Origin of the sequence: Curvibacter microcysteis (genome assembly GCF_028649455.1) — a bacterium.
Classification (GTDB): Bacteria; Pseudomonadota; Gammaproteobacteria; order Burkholderiales; family Burkholderiaceae_C; genus Curvibacter; species Curvibacter microcysteis.
Map to the genome: position 1 here is coordinate 1 of NZ_JAQSIO010000005.1, position 26153 is coordinate 26153.

General features: G+C 64.0%; 13 protein-coding genes. 8 read left to right on the forward strand and 5 right to left on the reverse strand.

From position 1 onward, the window contains the following. The 6 genes from PSQ39_RS14250 to PSQ39_RS14275 form a co-directional block, all read left to right on the forward strand. Positions 1-355 (forward strand): hypothetical protein (locus tag PSQ39_RS14250; RefSeq protein WP_273927493.1); only part of this gene is annotated, 355 nt, incomplete at its 5' end. A 252-nt stretch (positions 356-607) separates the two neighbouring features. After that, positions 608-1462 carry a 3',5'-nucleoside bisphosphate phosphatase gene (locus tag PSQ39_RS14255; protein ID WP_273927494.1) on the forward strand — a complete coding sequence of 285 codons (855 nt, stop codon included), beginning with the start codon at positions 608-610 and terminating at the stop codon, positions 1460-1462. A gap of 7 nt (positions 1463-1469) precedes the next feature. Next, positions 1470-2372 carry a DMT family transporter gene (locus PSQ39_RS14260; RefSeq protein WP_273927495.1) on the forward strand — a complete coding sequence of 301 codons (903 nt, stop codon included), beginning with the start codon at positions 1470-1472 and terminating at the stop codon, positions 2370-2372. Positions 2373-2407: 35 nt separating this feature from the next. Next, positions 2408-3043 (forward strand): L-threonylcarbamoyladenylate synthase, encoded by a 636-nt coding sequence (locus PSQ39_RS14265; RefSeq protein WP_273927496.1) that lies wholly within the window; start codon positions 2408-2410, stop codon positions 3041-3043. Between the two features lie 43 nt (positions 3044-3086). Further along, on the forward strand, positions 3087-3761 hold the full coding sequence (locus PSQ39_RS14270) for a site-2 protease family protein (RefSeq protein ID WP_273927497.1): 675 nt from the start codon (positions 3087-3089) through the stop codon (positions 3759-3761). A gap of 64 nt (positions 3762-3825) precedes the next feature. Continuing rightward, entirely contained in the window at positions 3826-5130 is a 1305-nt protein-coding gene (locus PSQ39_RS14275; RefSeq protein WP_273927498.1) for a tryptophan--tRNA ligase, read from the forward strand. Positions 5131-5242: 112 nt separating this feature from the next. Here the strand turns inward: PSQ39_RS14275 and PSQ39_RS14280 are convergent, their stop codons facing one another. Beyond that, positions 5243-6343, reverse strand: coding sequence for a methyl-accepting chemotaxis protein (locus PSQ39_RS14280; RefSeq protein WP_273927713.1), 1101 nt, complete (start codon positions 6341-6343; stop codon positions 5243-5245). A gap of 803 nt (positions 6344-7146) precedes the next feature. Here PSQ39_RS14280 and PSQ39_RS14285 point away from each other — a divergent pair. Both PSQ39_RS14285 and PSQ39_RS14290 read left to right on the forward strand, forming a co-directional pair. After that, positions 7147-7980, forward strand: coding sequence for a shikimate dehydrogenase family protein (locus PSQ39_RS14285; RefSeq protein WP_273927499.1), 834 nt, complete (start codon positions 7147-7149; stop codon positions 7978-7980). A gap of 34 nt (positions 7981-8014) precedes the next feature. Further along, complete coding sequence (locus tag PSQ39_RS14290; RefSeq protein ID WP_273927500.1) at positions 8015-9934, forward strand: bifunctional sugar phosphate isomerase/epimerase/4-hydroxyphenylpyruvate dioxygenase family protein; 1920 nt, start codon at positions 8015-8017, stop codon at positions 9932-9934. Between the two features lie 52 nt (positions 9935-9986). Here the strand turns inward: PSQ39_RS14290 and PSQ39_RS14295 are convergent, their stop codons facing one another. The 4 genes from PSQ39_RS14295 to PSQ39_RS14310 form a co-directional block, all read right to left on the reverse strand. Beyond that, on the reverse strand, positions 9987-11681 hold the full coding sequence (locus PSQ39_RS14295; RefSeq protein ID WP_273927501.1) for a mechanosensitive ion channel family protein: 1695 nt from the start codon (positions 11679-11681) through the stop codon (positions 9987-9989). A gap of 5 nt (positions 11682-11686) precedes the next feature. After that, positions 11687-12601: a Tll0287-like domain-containing protein gene (locus PSQ39_RS14300; RefSeq protein WP_273927502.1), complete on the reverse strand. Its 915-nt coding sequence runs from the start codon at positions 12599-12601 to the stop codon at positions 11687-11689. 244 nt (positions 12602-12845) lie between these two features. Continuing rightward, positions 12846-19535, reverse strand: coding sequence for a prealbumin-like fold domain-containing protein (locus tag PSQ39_RS14305; RefSeq protein ID WP_273927503.1), 6690 nt, complete (start codon positions 19533-19535; stop codon positions 12846-12848). A 716-nt stretch (positions 19536-20251) separates the two neighbouring features. Continuing rightward, on the reverse strand, positions 20252-25855 hold the full coding sequence (locus PSQ39_RS14310) for a hypothetical protein (protein WP_273927504.1): 5604 nt from the start codon (positions 25853-25855) through the stop codon (positions 20252-20254). Between the last annotated feature and the right edge of the window lie 298 nt (positions 25856-26153).

Genomic DNA, 26153 nt, shown 5'->3' on the forward strand with positions numbered 1-26153 from the left:
AGTCAACTCAGAACTCTTTCGAACCCCTCACCAACCAACCGCTTGTCAGTCACTGCGTTTTCAGCAGAGCCTCGAATTATATACCGCTTTTCGCAGCACAGTCAACTCGAAGAAGACTTTTTTTCTTCAGCTCCGTCGCAGCACAAAAGAAACTCTTTCACACCACCACTTCACCAAACTTCTGCGCAACCACCGAAGCCGCTACACAGAAGGACTGTTTGATCAGTCGAGCCCTCAATTATACACAAGAAATCAGGCTCAAAGCAAGAACCGCGAAATTTATGCAGATGGGCACACGGCGCCGCGTTTCGTGCACCGGGCCTTTGTACCGCGTCCTCAAGCGCTCGGCTCCTAGGACGTCCTCCAAGCAAGCCAGGCTGCATACATATATGAGGGATGCGTAGCTGCTCCATGCCCCCTCAGCAGAACGTGCGCGTCATGCGCCACGGGGTGCGTCATGAGGCCAAGCATCTTCTACATTCATAGATGGTGCGACAACCGGGGTGTCATGCAGAAGGCCCTTGCTGGCCCAGGGGAAGCGCGGGATTTGATGTCCCTTGCCCCGCCATGGCCGGCACGGAAAAGCACAGGCGCCTAAAATAGATCGGTGACCTCCATACTCAACGCTGACCTGCACTGCCACTCCGTCGTCTCCGACGGCACCCTGACCCCTGAAGCCTTGGCGACGCGAGCCAAAGCCAATGGCGTAGAACTTTGGGCGCTGACCGACCACGATGAAATCGGGGGGCAATTGCGTGCCGCCGCTGCCGCACGGGCGCTTGGCATGCACTACCTGACAGGGGTGGAGATTTCCGTCACCTTTGCCAACGAAACCGTGCACATCGTGGGACTGGGCTTTGACGCCACAGACCCGCGCATCATGAGCGGCTTGCAGGCCACCCGTGGGGGGCGCGGTCAACGGGCCCAAGAAATGTCGGCCCAACTGGCCAAGGTCGGAATTCAAGGCGCCTATGAAGGTGCACTCAAGTTCGTGGGCAACCCAGAGTTGATTTCGCGCACCCACTTCGCCCGCTTTCTGGTCGAGAGCGGTGTGTGCCGCGACACGCCCGAGGTCTTTCGCAAGTACCTGATCGACGGCAAACCCGGTTTTGTGCCCCACCGCTGGGCCTCTTTGCAACAAGCTGTGCAATGGATCACTGAATGCGGTGGGGTCGCCGTCATTGCCCATCCGGGTCGCTACCGCTTCACGGCCAATGAACAGTACGCTTTGTTCTCGGAATTCAAGGCCCATGGCGGGCAGGCGGTGGAAGTCGTCACTGGCAGCCACTCCCCTTCGGAGTACGTGACCTACGCCGACATGGCGAAGGAATTCGGCTTGGCTGCTTCCCGGGGCAGTGATTTCCACAGCCCGGATGAGTCGCACACCGACCTCGGCGCCCTGCCCTACCTCAGCGGTGAGTTGACCCCAGTCTGGGAGTTGCTGGCCCACCGCATCCAGTGAGGCCCGCATGAGCCTGGCCCCTGGGTACCAGCCGAGTCGCATGCTAGGCGGCATCGGTTTGGCCATTGCAGCGACCGCCTGCTTTGCCACACTGGACACCACCACAAAAATGATCAGCGCCAGCGTCCCGCTGGCCATGGCCTTGTGGTGCCGCTATTTCTTTCAATCCATTGCCACCAGCATGGTGGTCTTGCCCAGCCGAGGGTTGAGGGTCTTGCGCACCGCCAACCCCAGGTACCAATGCCTGCGGGGCGTGCTCCTGCTGATGAGCAGCATGTTCGCATTCTTCAGCCTGCAGCACATGCCGGTGGGAGAAGTCACGGCCATTGTGATGATCTCCCCCCTGGTGATCACCGTGCTGGCGGCCACCGTCTTGCGCGAGAAGGTCTCCATGCTGCGTTGGGTGTTGGTGGTTCTTGGCTTTGTCGGCACCTTGATGATCATCCGCCCCGGCGCCAGCACCTTCAGTTGGGCGGCTCTGTTGCCACTGGGACTGGTGGCCAGCAATGCGGCGTTTCAGATCTTGACCAGTCAATTGGCGCGCACCGAAGACCCGGTGACCATGCACTTCTACACGGGCTGGGTCGGGACCCTGCTTTGCAGCGTGCTGTTGCCTTTTGTCTGGGTCAGTGAGTTGCCCTGGACCACCTGGCTGGCCATGGGCCTGATTGGCCTGATGGGCACCATTGGGCACTTCATGCTGATCCTGGGCTACGGACGCACCCCAGCGGCCATCCTCACGCCTTACCTATATGCACAGATTGGTTTTGCCATGCTGGGCAGTTGGTTGGTGTTCTCGCACCTGCCCGACATTCACGCTTTGCTGGGCATTGCGCTCATTGTCTTATCGGGTGCTGCGGGAGCCTGGCTGACCCTGCGTGAAAGCCGCATCCCGCGCCCCTTGGCCTGAGCGCCTTCGCTCGCGTCGACCACCCCTGAATCTCTATGGCTCAATACTTCGAACTCCACCCTGACAACCCGCAAGCCCGACTGCTCAAGCAGGCCGTGGCCCTGCTGCAACAAGGCGGCGTCTTGGCGGTGCCGACCGACTCCAGCTATGCCCTGGTGTGCCACCTGGACGACCGCGATGCCGCTGACCGCCTGCGCCGCATTCGCCAAGTGGACGACAAGCACCACCTGACCTTGCTGTGCCGTGACCTGAGCGAGCTGTCCAACTACGCCAAAGTGGACAACAAGCAATACCGTCTGCTCAAAGCCGCGACACCAGGCGCCTACACCTTCATTCTGGAAGCCACCAAAGAGGTGCCACGACGCGTCAGCCACCCGCAGCGCAAGACCATTGGCCTGCGCGTGCCTGACCACAAGGTCTTGCAAGCCCTGCTGGAACTGCATGGTGCCCCGCTGCTGGCCACCACGCTGATCCCTGCCGGGGAGACCGAGCCGCTGAACGATGCGCGAGAAATTCGCGAGCGCTACGAACACCCCCTGGCCGCCGTACTGGACGCAGGTGCCTGCGCCCTGGAGCCCACCACCGTCGTCGACTTGACCCCCTTGGGTGACGGTGACGAGCCGGAGGTGATTCGCGAGGGCGCTGGCCCGCTCGCCACCCTGGGCCTGTGAAACCCGCCCGGGGCGAGGCCTCGGGCTCTGAGACAATCACCCCGTGAACCACTTCTCTGACCTGATCCAGACCGTTCTGGTCTACGCCCTGCCCGTGCTGTTCGCCATCACGCTGCACGAAGCCGCGCACGGTTACGCAGCGCGCTTCTTTGGCGACAACACCGCGGCCATGATGGGTCGCATCACACTCAACCCGGCACGGCACATCGACCCCATGGGCACCTTGCTGATGCCTTTGCTGCTCTACTTTGCCACCTCGGGTGCGTTTTTGTTTGGGTACGCCAAGCCGGTCCCCGTCAACTTTGGCAACTTGCGCAACCCCAAGCGGGACATGATCTGGGTCGCGCTGGCTGGCCCGGCTGCCAATTTTGTGCAAGCCATGTTGTGGGCCCTGCTGCTGGTTATGCTGGCGGGCAGCGGCGTCACCGAGCGCTTCTTCCTGGAGATGGCCCGCGCTGGCGTGTTGGTCAACCTGGTGATGTGGGCCTTCAACCTCTTTCCGCTGCCCCCGCTGGACGGTGGCCGCATCCTGGTCGGCCTGCTGCCCCGCCCCTTGGCCTACCAGGTGTCGCGCCTGGAGCCCTGGGGGTTTTTCATTGTGATGGGGCTGGTGATCGCGGGTGTTGTGGGCTCTGTGTGGCTGCGGCCCCTGATGGCCGTTGGCTACAGCCTGATTGAAACCCTGATCGTGGGCCCCGCGTCCACGCTGTTTCGCTGAGCCCTGAAGCCCTGCCCCAGCGCCTCTTATTCTTTTGTCGATAGCAACCTGATTTCTCCCAGCCATGAGCACCAAGCGCGTCCTGACCGGCATCACCACCACCGGCACCCCCCACCTCGGTAACTATGTGGGCGCCATTCGCCCGGCCGTGGCCGCCAGCCGCGCCCCCGGCGTGGAAAGCTTCTACTTCCTGGCTGACTACCACGCACTGATCAAATGCGATGACCCAGCCCGCATCCAGCGCTCCACACTGGAAATCGCCGCGACCTGGCTGGCCTCGGGCCTGGACCCGGAGCGCGTGACCTTCTACCGCCAGTCCGACATCCCTGAAATCCCCGAGCTGACCTGGCTGCTGACCTGCGTCACCGGCAAGGGCATCCTCAACCGCGCCCATGCTTACAAGGCGGCGGTCGACCGCAATGAGGCGGCCGGCAACGACCCGGACGCCGACGTCAACGCAGGCCTGTTCATGTACCCGGTCTTGATGGGCGCGGACATCTTGATGTTCAAGGCGCACGAAGTGCCCGTGGGCCGCGACCAGATTCAGCACATTGAAATGGCGCGCGACATGGCGCAGCGCTTCAATCACCTCTATGGTGAGCACTTTGTGCTGCCAGAAGCCTTGATTGAAGAGTCGGTCGCGACCTTGCCGGGCCTGGACGGCCGCAAGATGAGCAAGAGCTATGACAACACCATCCCGCTGTTCACCCCGCGCGATGCCATGCGCCGACTGATCGCGGGCATCCTGACCGATTCGCGCGCGCCGGGTGAGGCCAAGGAGGTCGAAGGTTCCGCCCTGTTCCAGATCTACCAAGGCTTTGCGAGCGCCGAAGAAACCCAAGCCCTGCGCCAGGCCTACGCCGACGGCATCGCCTGGGGTGACGCCAAACAAGCCTTGTTTGAACGCGTGGACCGCGAAGTGGCGCCCATGCGCGATCACTACCAAGAGCTGCTGGCCCACCCCGAACTCTTGGAAGACATCTTGCAAGCCGGCGCGGCCAAGGCACGCCGCCTGGCCACGCCCTTCATCCAAGAACTGCGCCATGCCGTGGGCCTGCGCCGCCTGTCCGCCGTGGCCAGTGCCAAGACACCGGCAGCCAATGACAAAGTGGCCCTGCCCAGCTTCAAGCAGTACCGCGAAAAAGACGGTTTGTTTTATTTCAAGCTGCTCGATGCCCAAGGCAAGCTGCTGCTGCAAAGCACCGGTTTTGAAGCCCCCAAGGCCGCAGGTCAAGCCATCGCTCAACTCAAACAAAGTCCCGCAGAGACCTTGCAGACCCTGCAGGGCCAATGCCACTTGGCCGACGGTGTGGATGAAACAATTGTGCTGGCGGCACTGACCGCCCTGCAGCCGCAAGATGGCGACTGAAGGTCTTTGACCGCTGTTCACCGCGATCGAGTGGACCAGAAAAAGGGGCGTTCAACGCCCCTTTTTTCATGCAGCACTGTCGCTCGCCTGCCGGCCACAGGATCGACCGCGCTCAGGCGTGCCCCAGGCGGGCCGGTGCACTGTGGGACACGGTTGGCACGGCACTGCCTTGCGGCGCAGCATCATCGTCGTCCAGCTTGAACTCCCCCACCACTTCCTGCAACTGGCGCGCCTGTGTGGACAGCAAGGCCGCGGCCTGAGCCGCTTGCTGAACCAGGGCCGCGTTTTGCTGGGTCACCGAATCCATGTGGGCCACCGCCTGGTTGACGTGCTCGATGCCCGTGCTTTGCTCATTCAGCGCCCCCGAGATTTCGCCCAACAAGCCCGTCACCTGACCCACGGCCTGGACGATCTCCGCCATGGTATGGCCCGCCTGGCCGACCAGCCCGGCGCCACTCTGAACCTGCTCGACCGAGTCCCCAATCAGCGACTTGATCTCCCGTGCGGCCACCGCGCTGCGCTGGGCCAGGGAACGCACCTCGCTGGCCACCACGGCAAAGCCTCGGCCTTGCTCGCCCGCCCGGGCAGCCTCCACCGCTGCGTTGAGCGCCAGGATATTGGTCTGGAAGGCAATGCCTTCGATGACCTGGATGATGTCCACAATCTTCTTGGAACTGGCACTGATGGCGTCCATGGTCTGCACCACCTGGTCCACCACCTGACCGCCGCGCTGGGCAATGCCCGAGGCGTTGACCGCCAAACCGCTGGCAGAGCGCGCGCGCTCGGCGTTCTGGCGCACGGTGGAGGTCAGCTCTTCCATGCTGGCGGCGGTTTCCTCCAGCGAGGCCGCCTGGTCCTCGGTACGACGCGACAGGTCGGCGTTGCCCGAGTGGATGTCGCCCGCCGCGTGGGCAATCGCATCGGTCGAACCCTTGATGCGACCGACCAAATCAGTCAGCGTGTCTTCCATCGTGCCCAGCGAGCCCAGCAAGCGGCCAAAATCACCGCCCAGCTCGGTGCTGAACTCCTGACTTAAATCCCCCGAAGCCACGGTCTCGGCAATGAACAAGGCGTCATTGAGTGGTTTGACAATGCTCCGGCGCAGCGACCACACCGCCACCGCGGCGACCACGGCCGACAGCAGGCCCAAGCCCAGCATCCACCAGCGGCTGGTGCGGATCTCGCCGCTGGCCGCCTCCACTTGCGCCTCCATGCGTCGACGCTGCTCGTCGGCCAGTTGCTGACCCAATTCACGCACCCCGTCGACTGCGGGCAGGGCCTCACCCAGCAAGCGCTTCAATCCGGCCTCTTGATCACCCTGAACCAAGCCCTGAGCCGCTTGCGCCAGGGCCTGCTGCGCCTTGGCGGCACGGTCGGTCAAGGGCGTGGCCAAGGCTTTCTCGGCGGCAGGCATGTCCAAGGCCAGCAGATCCCGGGCGCCGTCGCTGCTGATCTTGAGCTGAGACTCCAATTGGCGGCCCACCAGGGCTTTGTCGGCCCCAGCCTGGGACAGGAGCAAGGCCTGACGGGCGGCGGACTCGGTCCCCTGCACCAGCGCCATGACGGCGTCACGCTCGATCCTGTTGCTGCGGCCCAGCACACGCTGGCTTTCTTCAACCTGCCCCAATTGGGTCCAGCCCAAAGCCAGGATGGCTGCCGCCAACACCACCACGTAAGAAAAGGCCAAAGCCAAGCGGGTACTGATCTTCAAATTGTCGAGGGACACAGGGCACAAGCTCCAAGAAAACCGTCGGGGATCAATGGGGAACCATGAGGAGGCACAGACCTCGCCAAGAACCCCATCATAGAAGCGGAATTCGATGGATGAACAATTGGAAACACCCTAGGACAGGGGCTGTTTCAAGGCCGACGCGGCCTGGCGGTCCACTTCCGCCAATTTCTAGGGGTTTTCACCCATCATTTAATAACGTACTAGTTCGTACATTATTGAGATAATGCCCAGACCAGCCTCCTGCCAAGGCCTGCTGTTCCCTCACAACACCTAGACACCTGCGCATGATCTCCGGCAAGACCACCCTGATCGCCCACCTGGGCTACCCGACCGAGGCGTTCAAAGCGCCCATGATTTACAACCCCTGGTTCGAACAGCAAGGCATCGACGCCGTGGTCATGCCCATGGGCGTGCAAGTCGATGACTACCCCGCCATGCTGGCCGCGCTGTCGCGCGTGACCAACCTCAAGGGCGCCTTGGTCACCATGCCGCACAAAGTGAGCACGTTGGCGCTGGCCGATGAGCTCACGCCCACCGCCCGCATCGCTGGGGCGTGCAACGCCCTGCTCAAGCTGCCCGATGGCCGCTGGCTGGGTGACCAATTCGACGGTGAAGGCTTTGTGCGCGGCCTGCTGCGCAAAGGCCGCCCCCTGAAGGGTGTTCGCGTGCTGGTCACGGGCTGTGGCGGCGTGGGCTCGGCGATTGCTGCTTCGTTGGCCGCGGCCGGTGTGGGACACATCAGCCTGTTTGACCGACTGGCCAGCAGTGCCGAGGGCTTGGGCAGCCGCCTGCAACAACACTATCCGCAACTGACCGTGCGAACGGGCTCGGATGACCCGGCAGACCATGACATCGTGGTCAACGCCACGCCCATGGGCATGAACGACACGGACCCGCTGCCGCTGGACATCGACCGCATCGCCCCCAGCACCCTGGTGGGCGAAGTGGTCATGAAGACCGAGCACACCCCGCTGCTGAAAGCGGCGCTGGCCAAGGGCTGTGAGGTGCAAGTAGGCACGGACATGCTGTTCGAGATGATCCCGGCCTACCTGGAGTTCTTCGGCTTTGGCACGGCCAGCGCGGACGAGCTGCGCGCCGTCTCGCAGATCCGCTACTGAGCCTGCCCCACCCAACGCACCTAGATTGCCCGCCATGCGCCGCTCCATCGCCACCGTCTCCATGAGTGGGACCTTGAGCCAAAAGCTCGAGGCCATCGCCGCCGCCCGTTTTGACGGCATCGAGCTGTTCGAAGCCGACTTCATCAACTTCAACGGCAGTGCCCGCGACCTGCGCCGCCAAGCCGAGGACCTGGGCCTGGGCATTGACCTGTACCAGCCCTTCCGCGACTTCGAAGGCATGCCCGACGCACAGTTCAAGCGCAGCCTCGAGCGCGCCGAACGCAAGTTCGATGTGATGGAAGAACTGGGCTGCCCGCTGGTGCTGGTGTGCTCCAACACCTCGCCGCTGTCGCTCAACGACCCCGCTCGGTCCGCCGCCCAGTTGCATGAACTGGCCGAGCGCGCCAGTCGGCGCAACCTGCGCATTGGCTACGAAGCCCTGGCCTGGGGCCGCTGGGTGAACCTGTACCAACAGGCGTGGAACATCGTCGACACCGCCAATCACCCGCACCTGGGCGTGATCCTGGACAGCTTCCACACCCTGTCGCTGAAGGACGACCCCAGTGGCATCGCCCAGCTGCCGGGTGATCGCATCTTCTTTGTGCAGATGGCCGATGCCCCCTTGATGAGCCTGGACGTGATCCAGTGGGCGCGCCACCACCGCAACTTCCCCGGCCAAGGCAAGCTCGACGTCGAGACCTTCTTTGAGCAGGTGCTGCTGTCAGGCTACACCGGCAACCTGTCGCTGGAAATCTTCAACGACGTGTTCCGCGAAACCCCCAACCGCCGCACGGCAGTGGACGCCATGCGCTCGCTGCTGTACCTGGAAAGCCAGGTGCGCCAGCGACTGAGCCACAGCGCCCACAACCCGGCCGCCCCAGAAGCCGCCGCCGCCAGCCGCGCGCTGCAGCGCTTGGACCTGGCCATGCCCCCCCCAGCGCAAGACCTGCAAGGCTACAACTTCATCGAATTTGCCGTGGATGCGCCGGGCGCCCAAGCGTTGGGCCAGACCCTGAGCGCACTGGGCTTTGAGCATGCGGGTCACCACCGCAGCAAGGCGGTGGACCTGTACCGCCAAGGTGAGATCCAGCTCGTCATCAACGCCCAACCGGGCTCGGAGGCGAGCCAACGTTTCGAGGACCAAGGCCCCAACGTGTGTGCCTTTGGCCTGAGCGCCGCCGACCCGGTGCAGGCAGCCAACCGCGCTGCCGCCCTGCTGTCGGCGCGCCACCATTCCCCGCTGGGTCCGCAAGAGCTGCAGTTGCCTGCCATCATTGCCCCGGGGGGCGCCGTGGTGCACTTTGTGCACGCAGGCACCACCTTGGCAGCTGATTTCGACCCCGTTCCAAGCCGCCCTGGACCACCGGCAGATGCGGGTCTGACCCACATCGACCATATGGCCCTGGCCCTGGCCACCGACCAACTCGACACCTGGACCCTGTTTGGCAAAGCCATCCTGGGCCTGCAAGCTGGTGAAAGCCAGGAACTGGCCGACCCCTTTGGCCTGATCCGCAATTGCGCGCTGAGCAACCCCAGCCGGGCGCTGCGCCTGGTGATGAACGCCTCCACCAGCCAGCGCACACGGACCGCGCGCCAGGTGCACACCACCGGCCGCTCGGGCGGCAGCGTGCACCACATCGCCTTGGGCACCCCAGACATTTTTGCCACCGTGCGCCGTCTGCGTGAGCGCGGCGTGAAGTGGGTGCCCATCAGCGCCAACTACTACGACGACCTGCTGGCCCGGCTCGACCTGGACGAAGCCCTGGTCCGCGACATGCAGGCCCACCACATCGTCTGCGATCTGTCAGCCCAAGGCCGCTTTCTGCACGCTTACACCGAGCCCTTCGCTGACCGCTTCTTTTTTGAAGTGGTGCAACGCGAGGACTACGACGGCTACGGGGCTGTCAATGCCGCGGTGCGCATGGCCGCGCAAGAGCAGGCCCGGCCAGCCTGAGCGGGCGTGCCTGCCGGGCCAGTTCGGGCACGGCGCTGGGGACGCCAGCCGATCAAGCCGCGCGCAGTTCGTCAGTGCGCAACCAAGTCAGCCACTGGCTTGAACTGAGGGCGGCACAACCCGCGGCCTGGCGTCGCAATTGCTGCAGCAGGCCAGCGTGGTCTTGGCCGGAGGCCTGGCGCAACAGGGCTCGCAGGGTTTCGGGCGACCAGACCAGCACAGTGCAGCCCTGGCTGACCCGGCATTCACGCATGGCAGGCTCCAAGCCCAAGGCATGAGCCCAGCCCAACCAGGCACCCGGACTCAACACCCGCATGCTTTGGCCGGGTGCATGCTGCAGAAACTGGGCGCGCGCAGTGGCGTCGGGGATGGACTCCGCCAGCGCCTGCCAAGCCAACCAAGGGTCTTCGGTCAGGGTGGCGATTGGCTCGCACAAGCTCAAGGCCACCGGTCCCAGTACCTGGCTGGCCTGCCCCACCAAAGCCTGGAACACATCCCGCTCCAAGCGGCGCGAGCGGCCAGGCACTGCGAGCGCCGGGTCAGCCAGGGCCTGCAGCAGCTGCGCCAGGTCGTCACTGGCCTGTGCTTCCATCAAGGGTCGGGTCTCCCGCAAGCGGCCGGCGACCAACAGTTTGATCGAGGCTCCCTCGCAACGCTCGTGGCGGCCGTAGTGCAGGGTCTGGGCGCTGCGGGCCCAGGCCTGCCGCAAGGCGGGGCTCAAGCCCGCCAACACGGTGCCCAGCAGTGCCTCTTGCAGTGCAGGGGACGCGCCGACCGGGGCCTGAACTGGCGCAGCACGCAAAGCAGGCCGGGGGGCTGGGCTGGGCTGCACCGCAGCGCTGGCACCATCACCCCCTTGCCACAGTGCCGGAGCACCTTCCCAGATCGGCCAAAACGCAGGGGGCGCCGGCAGGGCCAGCCCTTCGCGTGAAAGGGCATACCAAAAGCGCTCCAGGAAAGCCGAGGCCATGCCGGCTCGTTCCATGTAGCGCAAGGTGTAGAAGCGCACGACATAGCGCAAGGTGCCGTTGGCCGGGTCGTTGGACACCAGCAAGACGCTGGGGCCAGGTTGTTCCAGCGCTCCGGGCAAACCGCTTTGCAGAATCTGCATGGCCGTGCGCACGACCTGGCCCGGGGCGTGCTCCGTGCTGACGAAAAACGGGAACTCGTGGCGGAACGGAACATCGGCCGCAATCACCTCCAGGGATCGGTTGGTGAACTCACTGTTGGGCATCACGATGGTCGACCCCCTCACCGTGCGCACCTTGACCGAGCGCCAGGTCATGGCCACGACCTGCCCCTCCAACTCATCGCGGCGGATGAAGTCGCCCACGCGAATCGGTTTGTCGATCTCGATGGAGACGCCCGCAAACAAGTGTCCCAGCGTGGGCTGCAAGGCCAAACCAATGATGGCCGACAACAAGGCCGACGTCGCCAGCAAGCTGCCCAAGTCACGGTTCAGGCCCCAATGCAAAAACAACACCGTCACCAAGGCGTAGAGCACGATGGTCAGCACGGACTGAAGCAACTCGGAGCCGGCCCCGGACCGGTAGCGCAAAGTGCTGCGCAACACATGCACCAACAGTTGCTGCAGAACTTGGGCCGTGGCCAGGGCGCTCAAGCCCAAGGCCAAAGGGGTCAGCCACACGCCGTGAGCGGCCCAAGGGCTCAGACCCGGCTCATTGCTCAGGGTGACCTGCAGCAACCACGCCAGGGCAGCCAGCGCCAAGGTGATCAGGGGCCACATGGTGCTCAGTCCTTCTTGTCCGAGGGGGCGGCCGTGACGGGCGCGCGTCGGTCCATCAGGCGCAAGGCCTGGTCCACACTGCTCTTGAGCCGCAAAATGGCTTTCTGCAAATCACTGAACTCACCTGGCGCCACCGGCAGGGTCGTGCCTCCCGGCCCGCGCTCCAGACTGGACGCCAAAGCCACCTGGGTCAGCGCCGCCAGGGGGTGGGTGACATGGCGACGCAAGAGCAACAACATGACGGCAGCAGACAGCACAAACACGCTGGTGATGGAGCCAATCGTCACCACCACGCTGTTCAAAGCCTTCTGTTCAGCGGGCGCCGTGGCCACCTGCACCAGTTGCAGCCCCACCACATCGCCCATTTGCCAACCAAAACCGTTGCTGCTTCCGTAGCGGGCCAACATGGCTTTGGGTGCCGCGGCCGGCACACTGTGGCATTGCAGGCAGGCGCTGGAACTCATGCGAATGGGACGGGCCACGTAATACTGCCGGGCTGCGCCCTCCCCCACCTCGCCGATCAACTCTTGCCGACTCGGATCACCCTGGAACTGGCGCAGCAGGCCCACTTCCCAGTCCGTGGCCCGGTCATTCACATTGGTGGGGTTGAGCGAGCTTTCTCGGTACTTGTAGCCAGGCAACTTGTCTGCCAGGCGGTGCATGGCGCTCTGGGCCGCAAAAGAAGGCACTTGAGCGGCATGAAAACGGTCGGGGTCCGGCAAGCTGGCCAAAGCCTGGGTCACCTCTTCGGAGGTGAAGGCCCGCACCGCCAAAGCGGTCTCCAGCACCATGTCGGCCTTTTGCTTGATCTCGTCCTGGGCCTGGCGCGCCTCCAGCCGATAAGAAATACAGCCTGCCGCCACCACCCCGAAGACAAAGCAAAGAGCAATGATCCCGGCAAAGCGGGTTTCCAAACGCATGATTTCCCCCTGACATCCAGCGCTGTCGCTTTGATGAGCGGTCGAGTCACTGGATCAGAAGTCATTCTGGGGGAAAGGGCTGGCCAGTGGTGCGTTTGCATCCAAATGAGCTCTAACGGTCGGCATGTCATCACATCGTCACAAACCGCCCAAGCCCCTGGACGGCCGGATCCTCAGGCGAGGCCTCGAGCGACTGATCTTGCGCAGAACTGGCAAGGGCTGACCAGGGCCAGCCCCGCCAAACTCAATGGGCCAAACGCACACAAAACAACACGCTGCCACTGCCACCTGATTGCAAGCCGATGGGTGCTGCACTGTTGTCCGTGAGCTTCCAGACCAGGGGGCCGGTTGCGCCCAGCGCGGGCTGATCGGTCACCGTGCAGCTGGCCAGCCCTTGGGGCAGTGTGCCGCAGCCAGCGCTCTGGAAGCCCGTGTAGGCCGGCACGGCGTCGGAAATCTGAATGCCCGTCACCGGCCCGCTGGAGCCATTGGCATAGCTCAAGCGGTATTCCAGGAAACTACCCGGCATGGCCGTGTTGCTGGCCGAGAAAGGCAAGGTGTCAGCCACCGTGCTGGGGCAAGTAGCCACCTTGCGAACCTCCTTCAACAAAGTCAACGCCCCAGAGGCGTTCACCCCCACCGTGGTGACATCCACCTTGGTCTGCGCGCGCACCACCGACCCGACCTGGGGTGTGGGCTGGTAAGTTTCCGTGGCGGTCAAGGTGGTTTGATCGGTGCTGCCAGAGGCGGCCGAAGCCGGACTGAACACCCGCACCAACAAGCAAACGGTTTGCCCTGCCGTGACCGACACAGGCCCGTTGAGCACGGTGTCTGAGGCGTCGAGGCTGGCATTGCACTGATTGTCCAAGTAGAGGGTGCTCGTCCACGGTGCCCCCGACGGGCTGGGCTGATCCGCAGTGCTGAACACCACGCTCGCCGACGTGCCCGCCAAGAAGCTGTGCCCGTACACCACCGACTGCCCCGGCTGCAGCTGCTGGCGACCGTCCCCCGTCAACAGGCTGATCGGCACCTCGCCAAACACAATGCCGCTGTAGTCCGTGCCAGCCGCCAGGGTGAAGTTCAAACTGCGGGTGGCCGCATTGAAACTGCCCGCCGTGTTGCCCGCTTGATTGCTGACGGAAACCCAAGCGCCAGGCGAGGTCTCGACCAGGCACACCGGGCCCGGCACGGCAGCCGCCGTGCTCAGGCTGAAGCGCCCCTCACCGTCCGTCACCGTGCTCGCATAGGTGGTCCCACTGCAGTTGCCCAAGGTCATGGTGACACCTGGGCGTCCTGCCTCGGCACCGTTCTTGACCCCATCGTGGGCCGTGCCGCCACCAGCACCGTTGTCTTGCAGCACCAGGCCCGACACCGTCTGCCCAGCCGAGGCCGCGACCGTGGCTGTGCAGACCAGGTTGGCACCTGCAGGCACCTGACCGGCCGTCAGGGCCAGCGTTGTGCCACCCGACACGCTGACATCAAAGGTGCCGGAGGGGTTGCCACTGGCCGCGCTGTTGGCATCCACGCAAGACGCCGAGCTGATCACCCAACCCGCCGGGCCACTCAAGCTCAGTTGCGTGGGGCTGCTGGCCGCCGCCAGGACCTGAACGGGGTTGGGACTGCCGGGCACCGGGCTGGAGGAAGCCCCCGCACTGACGAACGACTGGGCCGTGTAGCCATTGCCCGCCGTCGCCGAGGGCTGGGTGGTGAAGGTCACCGAACCGCTGCCCGTCTGACGCAACAGGCTGAGCTGGAAGATCGGCAGCTTGACCAGGGTCGCTTGGCAACGGATCACATTGCCAGCGGTGGTCGCCGTGGCGTCAAAGCTGAAAGTGCCCGTGCTGCCGGTGCCTGCAAAACTGGCGCTGCCCGGCGCGGCTGCGCCACCGCTGCTGCTGACCGTGCAACTGCCGCCAGTGGCTGACCAGCCCGCAGGCACATTGAAGGGCACGGTGCTGGCCCCGGTGTTCAAGCCCTGGGGCGTGATGCTGCCCGTGCCCTGCGCCGGCGTACCCGTGGCACCCGTGGTGGTCAGGGTGGTGGCCGTGAAGCCATTGCCCCCCGTGCCTGCACCGATGGCAAAGGTGTTGTTGCCGCCCAGGGTGTTGAAAGTGAGCTGGAGCTGCGCCTGGCTCGACACCGTCAGCCCCGGCGTGGCCGCACAACCGGCCGTGGGTGTGTTGGTGCCCGTGCAGTTCGCCGGGGTTTGAGCGGCATTGCTGCCCGTGCTGTCCACGGCTGCGCGGTTGACGGCGCTGCTGCCCGAGGCCGATGCCACCGGGGTGACGCTGACGCTGAACTGGGCAGAACCCGTGCTGGCCGGCAGGCCTGCGCTGAGGCTGACCGTGCACTTGAGCAGTTGGCCCGTTGTCACATCGCCACTTTGCACCGAACAGCTCACCCCACTGGGCGTGACCGTGCCACCGCTGACCGGGGCTGCCACGTTGGCAAAGCCCACCCCCACCGGGAGTTGGTCGTACACGTCAATGCTGTTGCCGCTGGCCGCAGAGCCGGTGTTGGACAGCGTCAGCGTGTAGGCGCTGGTCACGCCCACCGTCAAGCTGGCGGGGTTGGTTTTGCTCAAGCCCAGGTTGACGCCGCTGCCCACGGTTTGGGGTGCGCTGGTCGTGCAGCCTGGCGTGGGTGTGTTGGCTCCCGTGCAGTTCGCTGGCGTTTGGGCGGCGTTGCCACCCGTGCTGTCCACCGCTGCTTTGTTGACGACGCTGTTGCCCGAGGCGGTGGCCGTTGGCGTCACGCTCACACTGAACTTGGCGGTGCCCGTGCTGGCCGGAATGCCCGCGCTGAGGCTGACCGTGCACTTGAGCAGTTGGCCGGTGCTCACATCGCCGCTTTGCACGGAACAGGTCACACCCGTGGGCGTGACCGTGCCACCGCTGACCGGGGCCGCCACGTTGGTATAGCCCACCCCCACCGGCAGTTGCTCATACACGTCAATGCTGTTGCCGCTGGCGCCGCCGCCGGTGTTGCTCAGGGTCAGGGTGTAGCTGCTGGTCAGGCCAACCGCCAGATTGGCCGGGTTTTCCTTGCTCAAGCCCAGTTGGGTCAGGCTGCCTGCGGCAACCTGGTTGGTCGTCACCGCACAGCCCATGGGAGCCCCTGTGGACGAGCAATTGCTGACCGATGTGCTGCTCTGAGGCGCATTGAAACCCGTGGCGTCAATCCTGGCCTTGTTGGTGGCAAAGAACGCCGTGGCTGAGTTGCCTGGCAGAACCTGCAGGTCCACCGCCAAGTTCTGGCCCACAGCCAGCATGCTGGGCAGATCGACCGCGCACTTGACCAACAAGCCCGCAGCCACGCTGCCGCCAACGGCTGAACACGACACGGTGTTGGCCGCGACGCTGGTGGTCGGGTGGACGGGATCACGTGAAGCGCTGCCCGCTGGCACCACGCTGGCACCGACCAAGTTGAAACCAGGCCACAGCAGGTCGTAGAACTCCAGGTGTGGCTGCGCCGGTCCAGTACTGCTGCTGTCGTTGTTGCCAACGGCAATGCGGTAAGTAGAGACCGCATTGGCCTTGAGGCTTCCGTCGAGCGGGAAGGCGCTCTTAAACAAAGTCACCACCGGCCCAGAGGCACTGACCGTCACGCCAGGGGCGACCGCGCAACCCGCTGGCGTGCCGGTCGCCGTGCAGGTGCTGGGCGTGGGCGCTGCAGCCCCCCCAGCGGGGTCGACCGAGGCTTTGTTGGCCCCCGTGGTGCCGCTGGCCAAGGCCTGCGCGCGCACTGTGACCACGGCCGTGGCGCCAGACGCCAAGCCACTGGCCAGGCCCACCGTGCAGGTCAGCAATTGCCCAGGGCTGCTGCTGGCGCTGCCACTGGCCGAACAGGAGGCACTGCTGGGCGTGACGCTGCCGGCGCTGCTGGGTGCGATGTCGAAGAACTGCATGTTCTGCGGCAACTGGTCCAACAAGGTGAGGCTGGTGCCCGTGGTCACAGCACCGGTGTTGCTGATCTGCAAGGTGTAGCTGCTGAGCGCAGCCACACTGCCGCTGGCTGGGCTGGTCTTGCTGAGGCTCAGATTGATGCCATTGCCCACGGTTTGGGGTGCGCTGGTCGTGCAGCCTGGCGTGGGTGTGTTGGTTCCCGTGCAGTTCGCTGGCGTTTGGGCGGCGTTGCCACCCGTGCTGTCCACCGCTGCTTTGTTGACGACGCTGTTGCCCGAGGCCGTGGCCGTTGGCGTCACGCTCACACTGAACTTAGCGGTGCCCGTGCTCGCCGGAATGCCCGCGCTGAGGCTGACCGTGCACTTGAGCAGTTGGCCGGTGCTCACATCGCCACTTTGCACGGAACAGGTCACACCCGTGGGCGTGACCGTGCCACCGCTGACCGGGGCCGCCACGTTGGCATAGCCCACCCCCACCGGCAGTTGCTCATACACGTCAATGCTGTTGCCGCTGGCGCCCGTGCCGGTATTCGACAGGGTCAGGGTGTAGGCGCTGGTCGCACCCACCGCCAGGGTGGCCGGGTTGGCTTTGCCCAGACCCAAGTTGACACCGTTGCCCACGGTTTTGCCAGGGCTGACCGTGCAACCTGGGTTGGGCGTATTCAAGGCCGTACAGACTGTGGGGTCGGCCACCGAGTTGCCGCCGGTGGCGTCCACGGCAGCCTTGTTGGACAAGGGCGCCGTGGTGCTGACGCTGGCATTGGGCATGACGTTGATGACAAACTTGACCGAGCCTGAGGCGGCGATGCCCCCAGTGCCGACATTGAGCGTGCACTTGAGCAACTCACCCGTGGCCACCGCACTGCCCGAGCCTGACTGCACGGCGCAGGTGGCGCTGCTGGCAGAGGCTGAGCCGCCCGTGGTGGGCGCAGCGCTGATGAACGCCACATTGGCTGGCAGCTTGTCATACAGCTCGATGATGCTGGTGCCGCTGGCGTCCACACCCTTGTTGGTGACGGTGATGGTGTACGCACTACCCACCCCCACGGTCAAGGTGGCGGGGTCCTCTTTCGTCAACTCCAAGAAGGCACCGCTGCCCGCTGAAACCGTGTTGGTGCTCACGGCGCAACCCATGGGGCTGTCGGTGGCCGAACAAGCCGCCACGGCGGCACTGCCTTGAGGCGCATTGAAACCGGTGGAATCAATGCGGGCTTTGTTGGTGGCGCTGAAGGCGATGGCCGAGTTGCGCGGCTTGATCTGCAAGTCCACGGCAGCGAACGAATTCACCGTCAACAGGCTAGGAAGGTCGACCGAGCAAGTCACCAACAAGCCCGCCACCACGGTGCCGCTGGTCGAGCACAACACCGCACTGGGCGTGATGGTCGTGGCGGGGTTGGCGGGGTTGAGCGAAGGGCTACCACTGCTGACCGCAATGGCGCCAATCCAATCAAAACCCGGCGGCAACTGATCGCTGAACACAAAACGACTTTGTGCCGAAGCCGAACTATTGGCTGAGCTGTTGCCAATGGTGATGCGGTAGGTCGATGCCACACCCGCCCTCAGGCTGGTGGCCGAGGGCGTGACCCCCTTGAACAAGCTCACCACAGGGCCAACCGCGCTGACCGAGAAGCCAGGTGCAACGGCACAGCCCGCCGGTGAGCCCGTGGCCAAACACGCACCCGGCGTTTGGGCGGCGTTGTTGCCGCTGGGGTCGACCGCCGCTTTGTTGCTGCCGGTGGTGCCACCCGCCTTGGCCAAGACGCGGATATGGAAGCCCGCCGAGCCGCCGGCAGGAATACCGCCGGGAATGGTGATGCTGCAAATCAGTGACTGGCCCGGGTTGTTGGCCGCGCTGCCGGAGACCGAACAACTGCTGGCCGATGGTTGGACTGAGCCCGCGACACTGGGCTGAATGTCGTAAAACTCCAGGTTTTGCGGCAACTCGTCGTACACCACAAGGCTGTTTCCAGAAGCGACATTGCCCGTGTTGGAGAGCAAAAGCGCATAGCTACTGACCCCGCCCACGTTGCCGCTGGCTGGGCTGGTTTTGCTCAAGGCCAGCGTCACCGTGCCCTGCACGGTTTGCGCTGGGCTGACGGCACAGCCCACCGAGGGCGTGTTCTGACCGGTGCAACTGGCAGGGTTTTGCGCAGCATTGCCGCCCGTGCTGTCCACCGCAGCGCGGTTGATAACGCTCTGGTTGGCCGCTGCGGCCTCAGGCTTGACGCTGACACTGAACAAGGCCGAGCCGGGAATACCGCCGCTGACCGCACGGATACCGGCGCTGAAGGTGAGCGTGCACTTGAGCAGTTGCCCGCCAGACGTGACCGTGCCAGTGCCCACCGTCACACAACTCACGCCAGAGGGTGTGTCGGTGCCACCACTGATGGGCCCCGCTGCATTGGCAAAGCCCACACCCACCGGCAGTTGTTCATACACGTCAAGGCTGTTGCCGCTGGGTCCCGTGCCCGTGTTGGACAACGTCAGGGTGTAAGCGCTGGTCGCGCCCACGGCCAGCGTGGCGGGGTTGGCTTTGGACAGGCCCAGGTTCACGCCAGTGCCCACCGATTGCGAGGCCGTCACCGCACATCCCGCAGGGGTGCCCGTTGCCGTGCAAGCACTGGGCGCTTGCGCAGCATTCGCCCCGGTGGAGTCGATTTGCGCCTTGTTCACCACGCTGCTCGCCACCCCTGATTGCGGCGTGACATTGAGCTTGAATTGGGTCGTGCCCGTGCTGGCCGCCAAGCCCGTGGGTAAGTTGACCGTGCAGTTGAGCAACTGCCCACTGGCCACCGTGCCGCTGACCACGCTGCAGCTCACAGCGCTGGGCGTCACCGTGCCACCTGCCAGGCCTGCCGCACTGTTGAAGGCTACAAAAGGAGGCAACTGCTCAAACACGTTGAACACCGTGCTAGTGGCTGCCGAGCCCGTGTTGCTGACGCTCAAGGTGTAATCGCTGGCCAGCCCCACCGTCAGACTTGCCGGGTTGACTTTGCTCAGAGCCAGCTCAGGACTCGGGGTGATGTCCATCAACGAAATGTCATCGACAAAATGGTAATTGGTGTCAGGATTAAGATCCGATTGATAGGTAAAAGTGATTCGCACCGTATCCACTGGCACCACAAAACTGGCGAATTGAATAAAGTTCCAAGCCCCGTCAGACGGAGAGTCAACAATACCGCATTCTTGGTAGTTGAATCCGTTGGTATCAAACAGGCAAATCACACGCCCTGGGGTGAAGCCATAGAACCACAGGCTCATTTGATAGGTCCGGCCAGGCGTCACTGTGAATTTTTTGCTGAAGCTGTTCCCCGTCATGTGACTGCCGCCCAGTGGCATGGAGAAGTTGGGTGAATGGGATTGGGTGGTGGAAGGCCACGAAATCGGGAATGCGGGCGGGGTGTAATACCTCCAACCCTGGTCCGTGCCATCGTCAAAGTTGGCAACGCTTTGCAACGTGCTGGCTTGGGCCGAGAAAGAAACAACCAATGCCAACAACCAGATAAAAAAACAAACCAGGATTTTTGGGAGGGGCATCAAAAAGCGATCACGCCAAGCGAAAGATAATGAAAAAACCTGTTTCTCACCACTCAACCTTACTCTCATCATTTCAATTTGATCCATAAAGCTACCCTTGATCGTCAAATGACGACACTGGACCGGTGCCAGCAAAGCACCCCCATCGCTTGAAACCCTGCGCCCATGGGTGGCTGTTTTCAGCTGAATCGCGTGTTGCATGGGAGCCCTTAAAACTTCTTGTCGCGCGGCGAGATGGTGTTCTCGTCGAACTTGAATCGCATGCGCACATAGGGGCCCTTGGCGGTGAAGGCGCTGCCGCCCAGGTCGGGGTCTTTGATGCCCATGAAGTTGTAGCCCCCCGACATCCACAGGTTGGGCATGAGCTGGTAGCCCGCTTCCAGGCCCAGGATGGTCTGGTTGGTGCTCGTGCCGTTGGCCAAAGTAAGGCCAGCTTGCAGGCCCAGATCCCAGGACGCATTCAAGTCGCGGGTGATGCGGCCCAGCAGCAGCTGGGTGATGCCACTGGTGCTGATGCCGTCACTGCCAGAGCGGGCCCACTTCAGGGCGTAGCGTGCGCTCAGGATGGTGCTGCGCTCGGGCTGCACATTGGCCTGCAGGCTGATGATCTGCGACTCGGTTCGGGTGGAGCCCGGCAGGGTCAGGCTGCTGCCAGCGTTGGCCACGCCGATGTTTTGCAAGCGGTGCTCATAGCGGCCAATGGCGTTCCAGAGGTCTTGGTCCACAGGGCGGTAGGCAAAGCCAATCTGCTGGCGCTGCAGCAACTGGGTGGCGCCGCCCACGGCGCGGCTGTTGTTGCTGCTGACGACGCTGCGGGCCAGCAGGCTCCAGTCGGCATCGAGCTTGAGCGCCAAGCCCAGGGTGTTGAGAGCGCTGTTGGCGTCGGTGCCGTGGCGCAGCTCCACGGTGGTGCTGGCGCGGAGCTGGTTCTCCAAGGTGTATTCCAGCCCGCCGGTGACGGCGGTGGAGCCCAGGCCCGGCACGCCGCCCAGGGCACCGGTGTGCTCCAGGCCGGCCGTGCCGCGCAGGTGGTCGGTGAGCTTGAGCATGTTGCGCACGCCCAGCACCGCCTGGGCACCGCGGCCGTCAATGGTGTCGACCATGCGGTACTCGTTGAACAGGCGTCCGCCTTCCATGTAGGCGGTTTCTACGCCAATCAGACCGACGTTGTTTTGCTGCGTGGTGTTGGCGTCGTACTGGTTGTTGTAGAGGTTGGAAACCAGCGCATAGCGGCCATAAAGGCGGGCCTGGTCGGTGATTTGGTAATTGCCCCCCACGGTGAGCGCATGGCGCTCGCCGTCGGTGATGCCTTGCTCGGCCTCCACAAAGACTTCCGCTTGCGGGACCTCAGGCACTTTGCTGGTCAGGCGGCCTCGCACGCTGGTGAAGTTTTGATTGACGCTGGACACGCCCGTCTGCGACATGGACGGCCCGGTGGGCGAGGACACGGTGCCGTAGTTGAACGACCCCGCATTGGGCCCCGACTGTTGACCGGTACGGACGCCCACTTCGGCGGTCACGGTGTCGCTGAGTCGGCGCTGCACGGCGACCGACGCGCCATGGGTGTCCGAACCCTGGCTACCGATGCCGTTGTGGTTGTACACACCTTCGGCCTTGAGCTGGGTGCTGGGGTCCAAGCGCAACTCCATGCGCAGGCTGGCACTGGTTTGGCCTGCCGGGGTGGTGGCATTGGGGTTGTCAAACTGCGTGCTGGCGCTGTTGACCTGGGCCACGAGCTTGAGTTGGTCATCCTGACGGCGCAACTCGATGCGGCCCGCCTGGCCGTTGCCCTTGGCGTCGGACTGTGTCTTGACCACTTCCGAAGACAAGGTGGTGGCCTCGTCCAGGCGGGCCAAGGCCGTGGCCGCCGCCAGGCTGCGGGTGGCGGTGGGATTGCGGTCGGTGGCGGCCACAGCCCCCAGTTGCAGCTGGTCGTTCACTTTGAACTGGGCGTCGGTGCCCGCGACCCAGAAGGGGGTGCCGCCCGAATCCACTGAATAGCTGACACGGATGGATTGCGGGTTGAGGTCTGGGTCCAGGGAGCGCACCGGCGCCGTGAACAACAGGGTCTTGCTCAGCGGCTCGATGGTGTAGTCGACAAAGCGCGTCAACTGCGTGGTTTTGAGCACGGTTTGCAGTTGATTGCGATCGCGCACCAACACCTCCACGGTTTCGCTGTTGATGACCATATCGCCCAGGCCCTGCAGAACAAACGGCCCTGAGGTGCCGTTGGCCGGGAACTCCTGGATTTGCTGCGTCAGCGTGTCACGGCTGAGGTAGCTGTCGATGCGCAGGTCTTTGTCTTCGTAGCGGTGGCGCAGGCCACTGACGCTGCGGTTGATCTGGCTGAGCTGGCGCACCTCGGGTGAGGAGGTGGTGACAAAGTCACCATAGAGCAAGAACGAGCGGTTCTTGTCGATGCGGACATACAGTTTGCCCGTGCTCTGCGCGTCAAAAGACTTGATCGACGAGTCGCCATAGACCGGGTAGAACTGGTCGGGCTGGATGTCGCGGAACATGGATGTGTTCTTTGGCTTGTCCGAGTCATAGGCGGTGGACAACAAATAGCTGCCCAGGATGGTGCCCTTGAAGTAGAAGGCCGTGCGAGCGGCCATGTGCCCGTTGCCCGACGTGGTGGAGAAGCTGTTGAGTTCGGACTCAAAGGCGCTGCGCTGGGGGGAGCCCAAGGCAATGGAACCCCGGCTGCTGAGGTCGAACACGCCTTCGACCACACCAATGCCCGTGAGCGGCCGCAAGTCAGGCAGGTAGGCAATGCGGGCCTCACGAACGAGCTTGTTGTGGAAGACGCGCACACGGCCGTCGCCCGGTGCGGCGGGGGGGATCAGCTCGAATTCCGTGCCATCCCCTTGCACAAACGCCTGCCACCCGGGCTCCGAGGGGCTGAGGTCCGGCATGTTCCAACGGCCGCTGTTGCTGTCCAGGGTGATGGGCAGTCGGGTGTGGATGGGCAGGCCTGCCGAGTCAGTGATGCGAACCTTGACCTTGATAGGGGTCTTGCCATCAGCCGGCGCCGTCTGGGGGAGGGTCAACTCAATTTGGGTGGGCTCGCCGGGGGCCACCAGCTGGATGCGGACGCGCTCACGCACATTGCCAAAGTCGTCGGAAGCCTCTGCCTCCAGCCCATTTTCTCCGCCGCGCAGGGGGATGCCGATGTATTCCAAGGCGCGCAAGTCACGGGCGGCCAAGGTCACGCGCTTGCCGATGCGCTTGTCATCCACGGGTTCACCGTTGACTTTGAGCTTGATCTGCCCTGGCAGGGGGCCCTTGAGCCGGATGTTGATCATGGCGGTGGTCAGGGTCTGGCCAGGTTGGAGGCCGACAAAGCCCAGGCTGTTGTCAAGCCCACTGAGTGCATCCTCCAGCGGTGGGGCCGCAGGGGCGGACAAAGCGTCCACCGCTTCAGGGTCATCAGCGCCGGGCAAAGGGTTGCTGGGCAGGCTGGGCTGCAAGGGCTTGAACACGGGGCTGAAGGCCTGGGACTGCGTCGTGGCCAAGGCCGTGGCGGACTGCCCGGGACCGCCGTTGGGCAGGTCGATCAGGGGGCGGGCCACGGCGATGTTGCCGCGCACGCTGCCATCGCTGCCGATGTCACCGCTGGCGGGCATGGCTCGGGGATCAGTCTGCAGGGTGGCTTGCCCCTTGGGATCAAAGCGCCCCCTCGGGTTGCTGAGTTGGCCGTCCATGGCGGGCTGTGCCGCAATGGCTTTTCGGCGGGCCTTGACCTCATCCACCATGGCTTGGTTGCTGCAGTTGTCCACAGCAAAGTTGGCCTTGTGCCATTCGCCGTTTTTGAGGTCGAGGAATTGGCTGTCGCCAGCGCCGGCGTGCCGATTGCTGAAGGCCGCCAGGTGGGCTCCTTCAGGCAAAGTGGTGAGGTCGACCTTGAGGGCGTGGGTGACGGGACGCAGGCCGTAAAGGCTCCACTTGCCCTCAGCGTCGGTGACGACACTGGTGCCATCCTCCAGCATGAGGCGCACACCGGGGATGCCCAGTTCGCTGTCGGACTGCACACCATCGCGGTTGCAATCCAGGAATACCTTGCCAAAGGCAAAGGCCGCATCTCCCATCACACCGCCCGCTACTTTGACGCGCCAGGAGGCGACGTTCGAGGCGCCTTGCACCCGGGTGCTCGACACCTGACGGTTGCGGTTGCTGGCCAACACCACCGTGCTGTCGGTGGAGGCAAAGCCTTGGGCTTGGTTGATCGCCTCCCCATTGCTGGGAACGCCCGGCACCACGCGCACCCGGTAACGAACAACCCACTGCCCTTTGGGAACCAACTGAGCCGAGGCGGGCGCGACAAAGTTCAGCAAGGGTCCACGGCCCCCTTGTGGGTCCGGCAGGGCCTTCAAGGAGGCCGTGCTGCCCGCGGCACCTGCAGCGATGAAGCCCCCGCGCGCTGTGCCGGGGACATAGCTGAAACCCCGGGGCAGTTGGTCCTGCAAGCGAATGTCCGTCAGCGTCGTGGCGCCGTTGTTGGCCAGGTTGAGCATGAAGTCAATGAAGTCCCCCATCTCCGCTTGCTTGGTGGAGCCGGTCTTCTCCAGCGTCAGACTGGTCAACTGCGGCTGGGTCACTTGCAGGATGACATCGGTGCTGCCAAAGGCGACCGTCAAAGGGGTCGAGCCCGTGGGATCGAGGGCGGCGCTGGGCGTCCCTACCGCCCAGGCCTGGTTGCTCAGCAAGGCGCCGCCGCTGATGGCGTCGGGCTTGAGGGTCACTTTTACCGTGAAGCTGAGGGTCTCGCTTTGGCCCGGCGCCAGCGAACGGCTGCCATCGACCAAGTTGACACTGCTGCCAGCAGGATAGGTTTGTGGATTCGCATTGGAATCGGGGCAGTTGGCCGGGCCCTGACCTGTGAAGCTGCTGACCGGGCTCAAAACACCACTCTGGGACACCGGCGGCTTGAGCAATTGCCAAGAGGCCACCGAGGAATCACTGCGGCCCACACCGTAGGCACAGTCCAGGCTGTCCATCACATGGACGTTGGGCGCACTGGCGTTGCCCACGTTGCTGACGGAGATGGCGTAGTCAATTTCATAGACCCCGGCCGTGCTCGTCGTCCGAGAAGCTGTGACCGATTTATTCACAGCCAACGCAGGCAATTGGGTCGGCACCGGGGTGGCGGCCGTGTCGTTGGTGGGGTCGCCGTCGCCATTGGCGTCGGGGTTGCTGCCGTCGGTGGACTGGTCGGACACGGTGAGGTCCGCATTGGGGCTCAGCGCCGCGCGCGCTTGAGCGCTGTTGAGCAACTGTCCGGTTCGACCCGTGACGCTGTAGCGCACATCAAATTGGACCGTGAACTCGCCATTCACAGCGAGCACGCCGCCGCTTTGCAGCAGCTCCGCCGTGTTGGCCTGGCCGGTAAAAGAGGGGTTCAGGCTGACACTGGTGCCGCTGCCCTGCACCTGGCTCAAGGCGACGCTGCCAGCGACCACGGTGTATTGACCGGTGCCGGGCGCAGCGGCGGCGGTGTAGGTGCCGAACTGGGTGCTGCCGGAGCCTTCCATCAGGTCGGTGACACTCAGGCGGTACACCGGCACGCTGCTGTAATTTCGCACACGGAGACTGAAGCGAACGGTGGCAGTGCCGTCCGATGCACCGTTGGTGCTGGTATTCATCAGGGGCACGCTGGCCGCTTTGGCGATACCGATGCGATCCAGCTCTGCAGGCACCTGAATGGCCACCACATTGGAGCTGTTGGCGCTGGGCTGCGAAGAACCCGACACGGTGTAGGCCAAGGTGGCCTGGTTGTTGATGGTGGTGCCAGGTGGGGCGGCTGCGGCATGCACGGGGGGCAATGCACCGAGCGCCAGCGCGGCAAAGACTGACGCTCGGCGTGCGAATGCAGGCACCCAACGCAGCAGTTTTACAGTCTTAAACAACATGGCACACCAAGTCCAAACAAAGCCCAGGCGTTGACAGTGAGCCCAGAGCGCATGCATGCCTCTGGCTCGCCTGGATGCGCTCCGCCCAACACCCACGGTCAGTGCGGTGTTCTTGGCGAAACGTCAAGTAATGGGGGCAGTGGGGTGCTGATCAGAGAAGCAATACCCTGAGCATTCCCCACTGCGGGGAAATGGCCCCCTC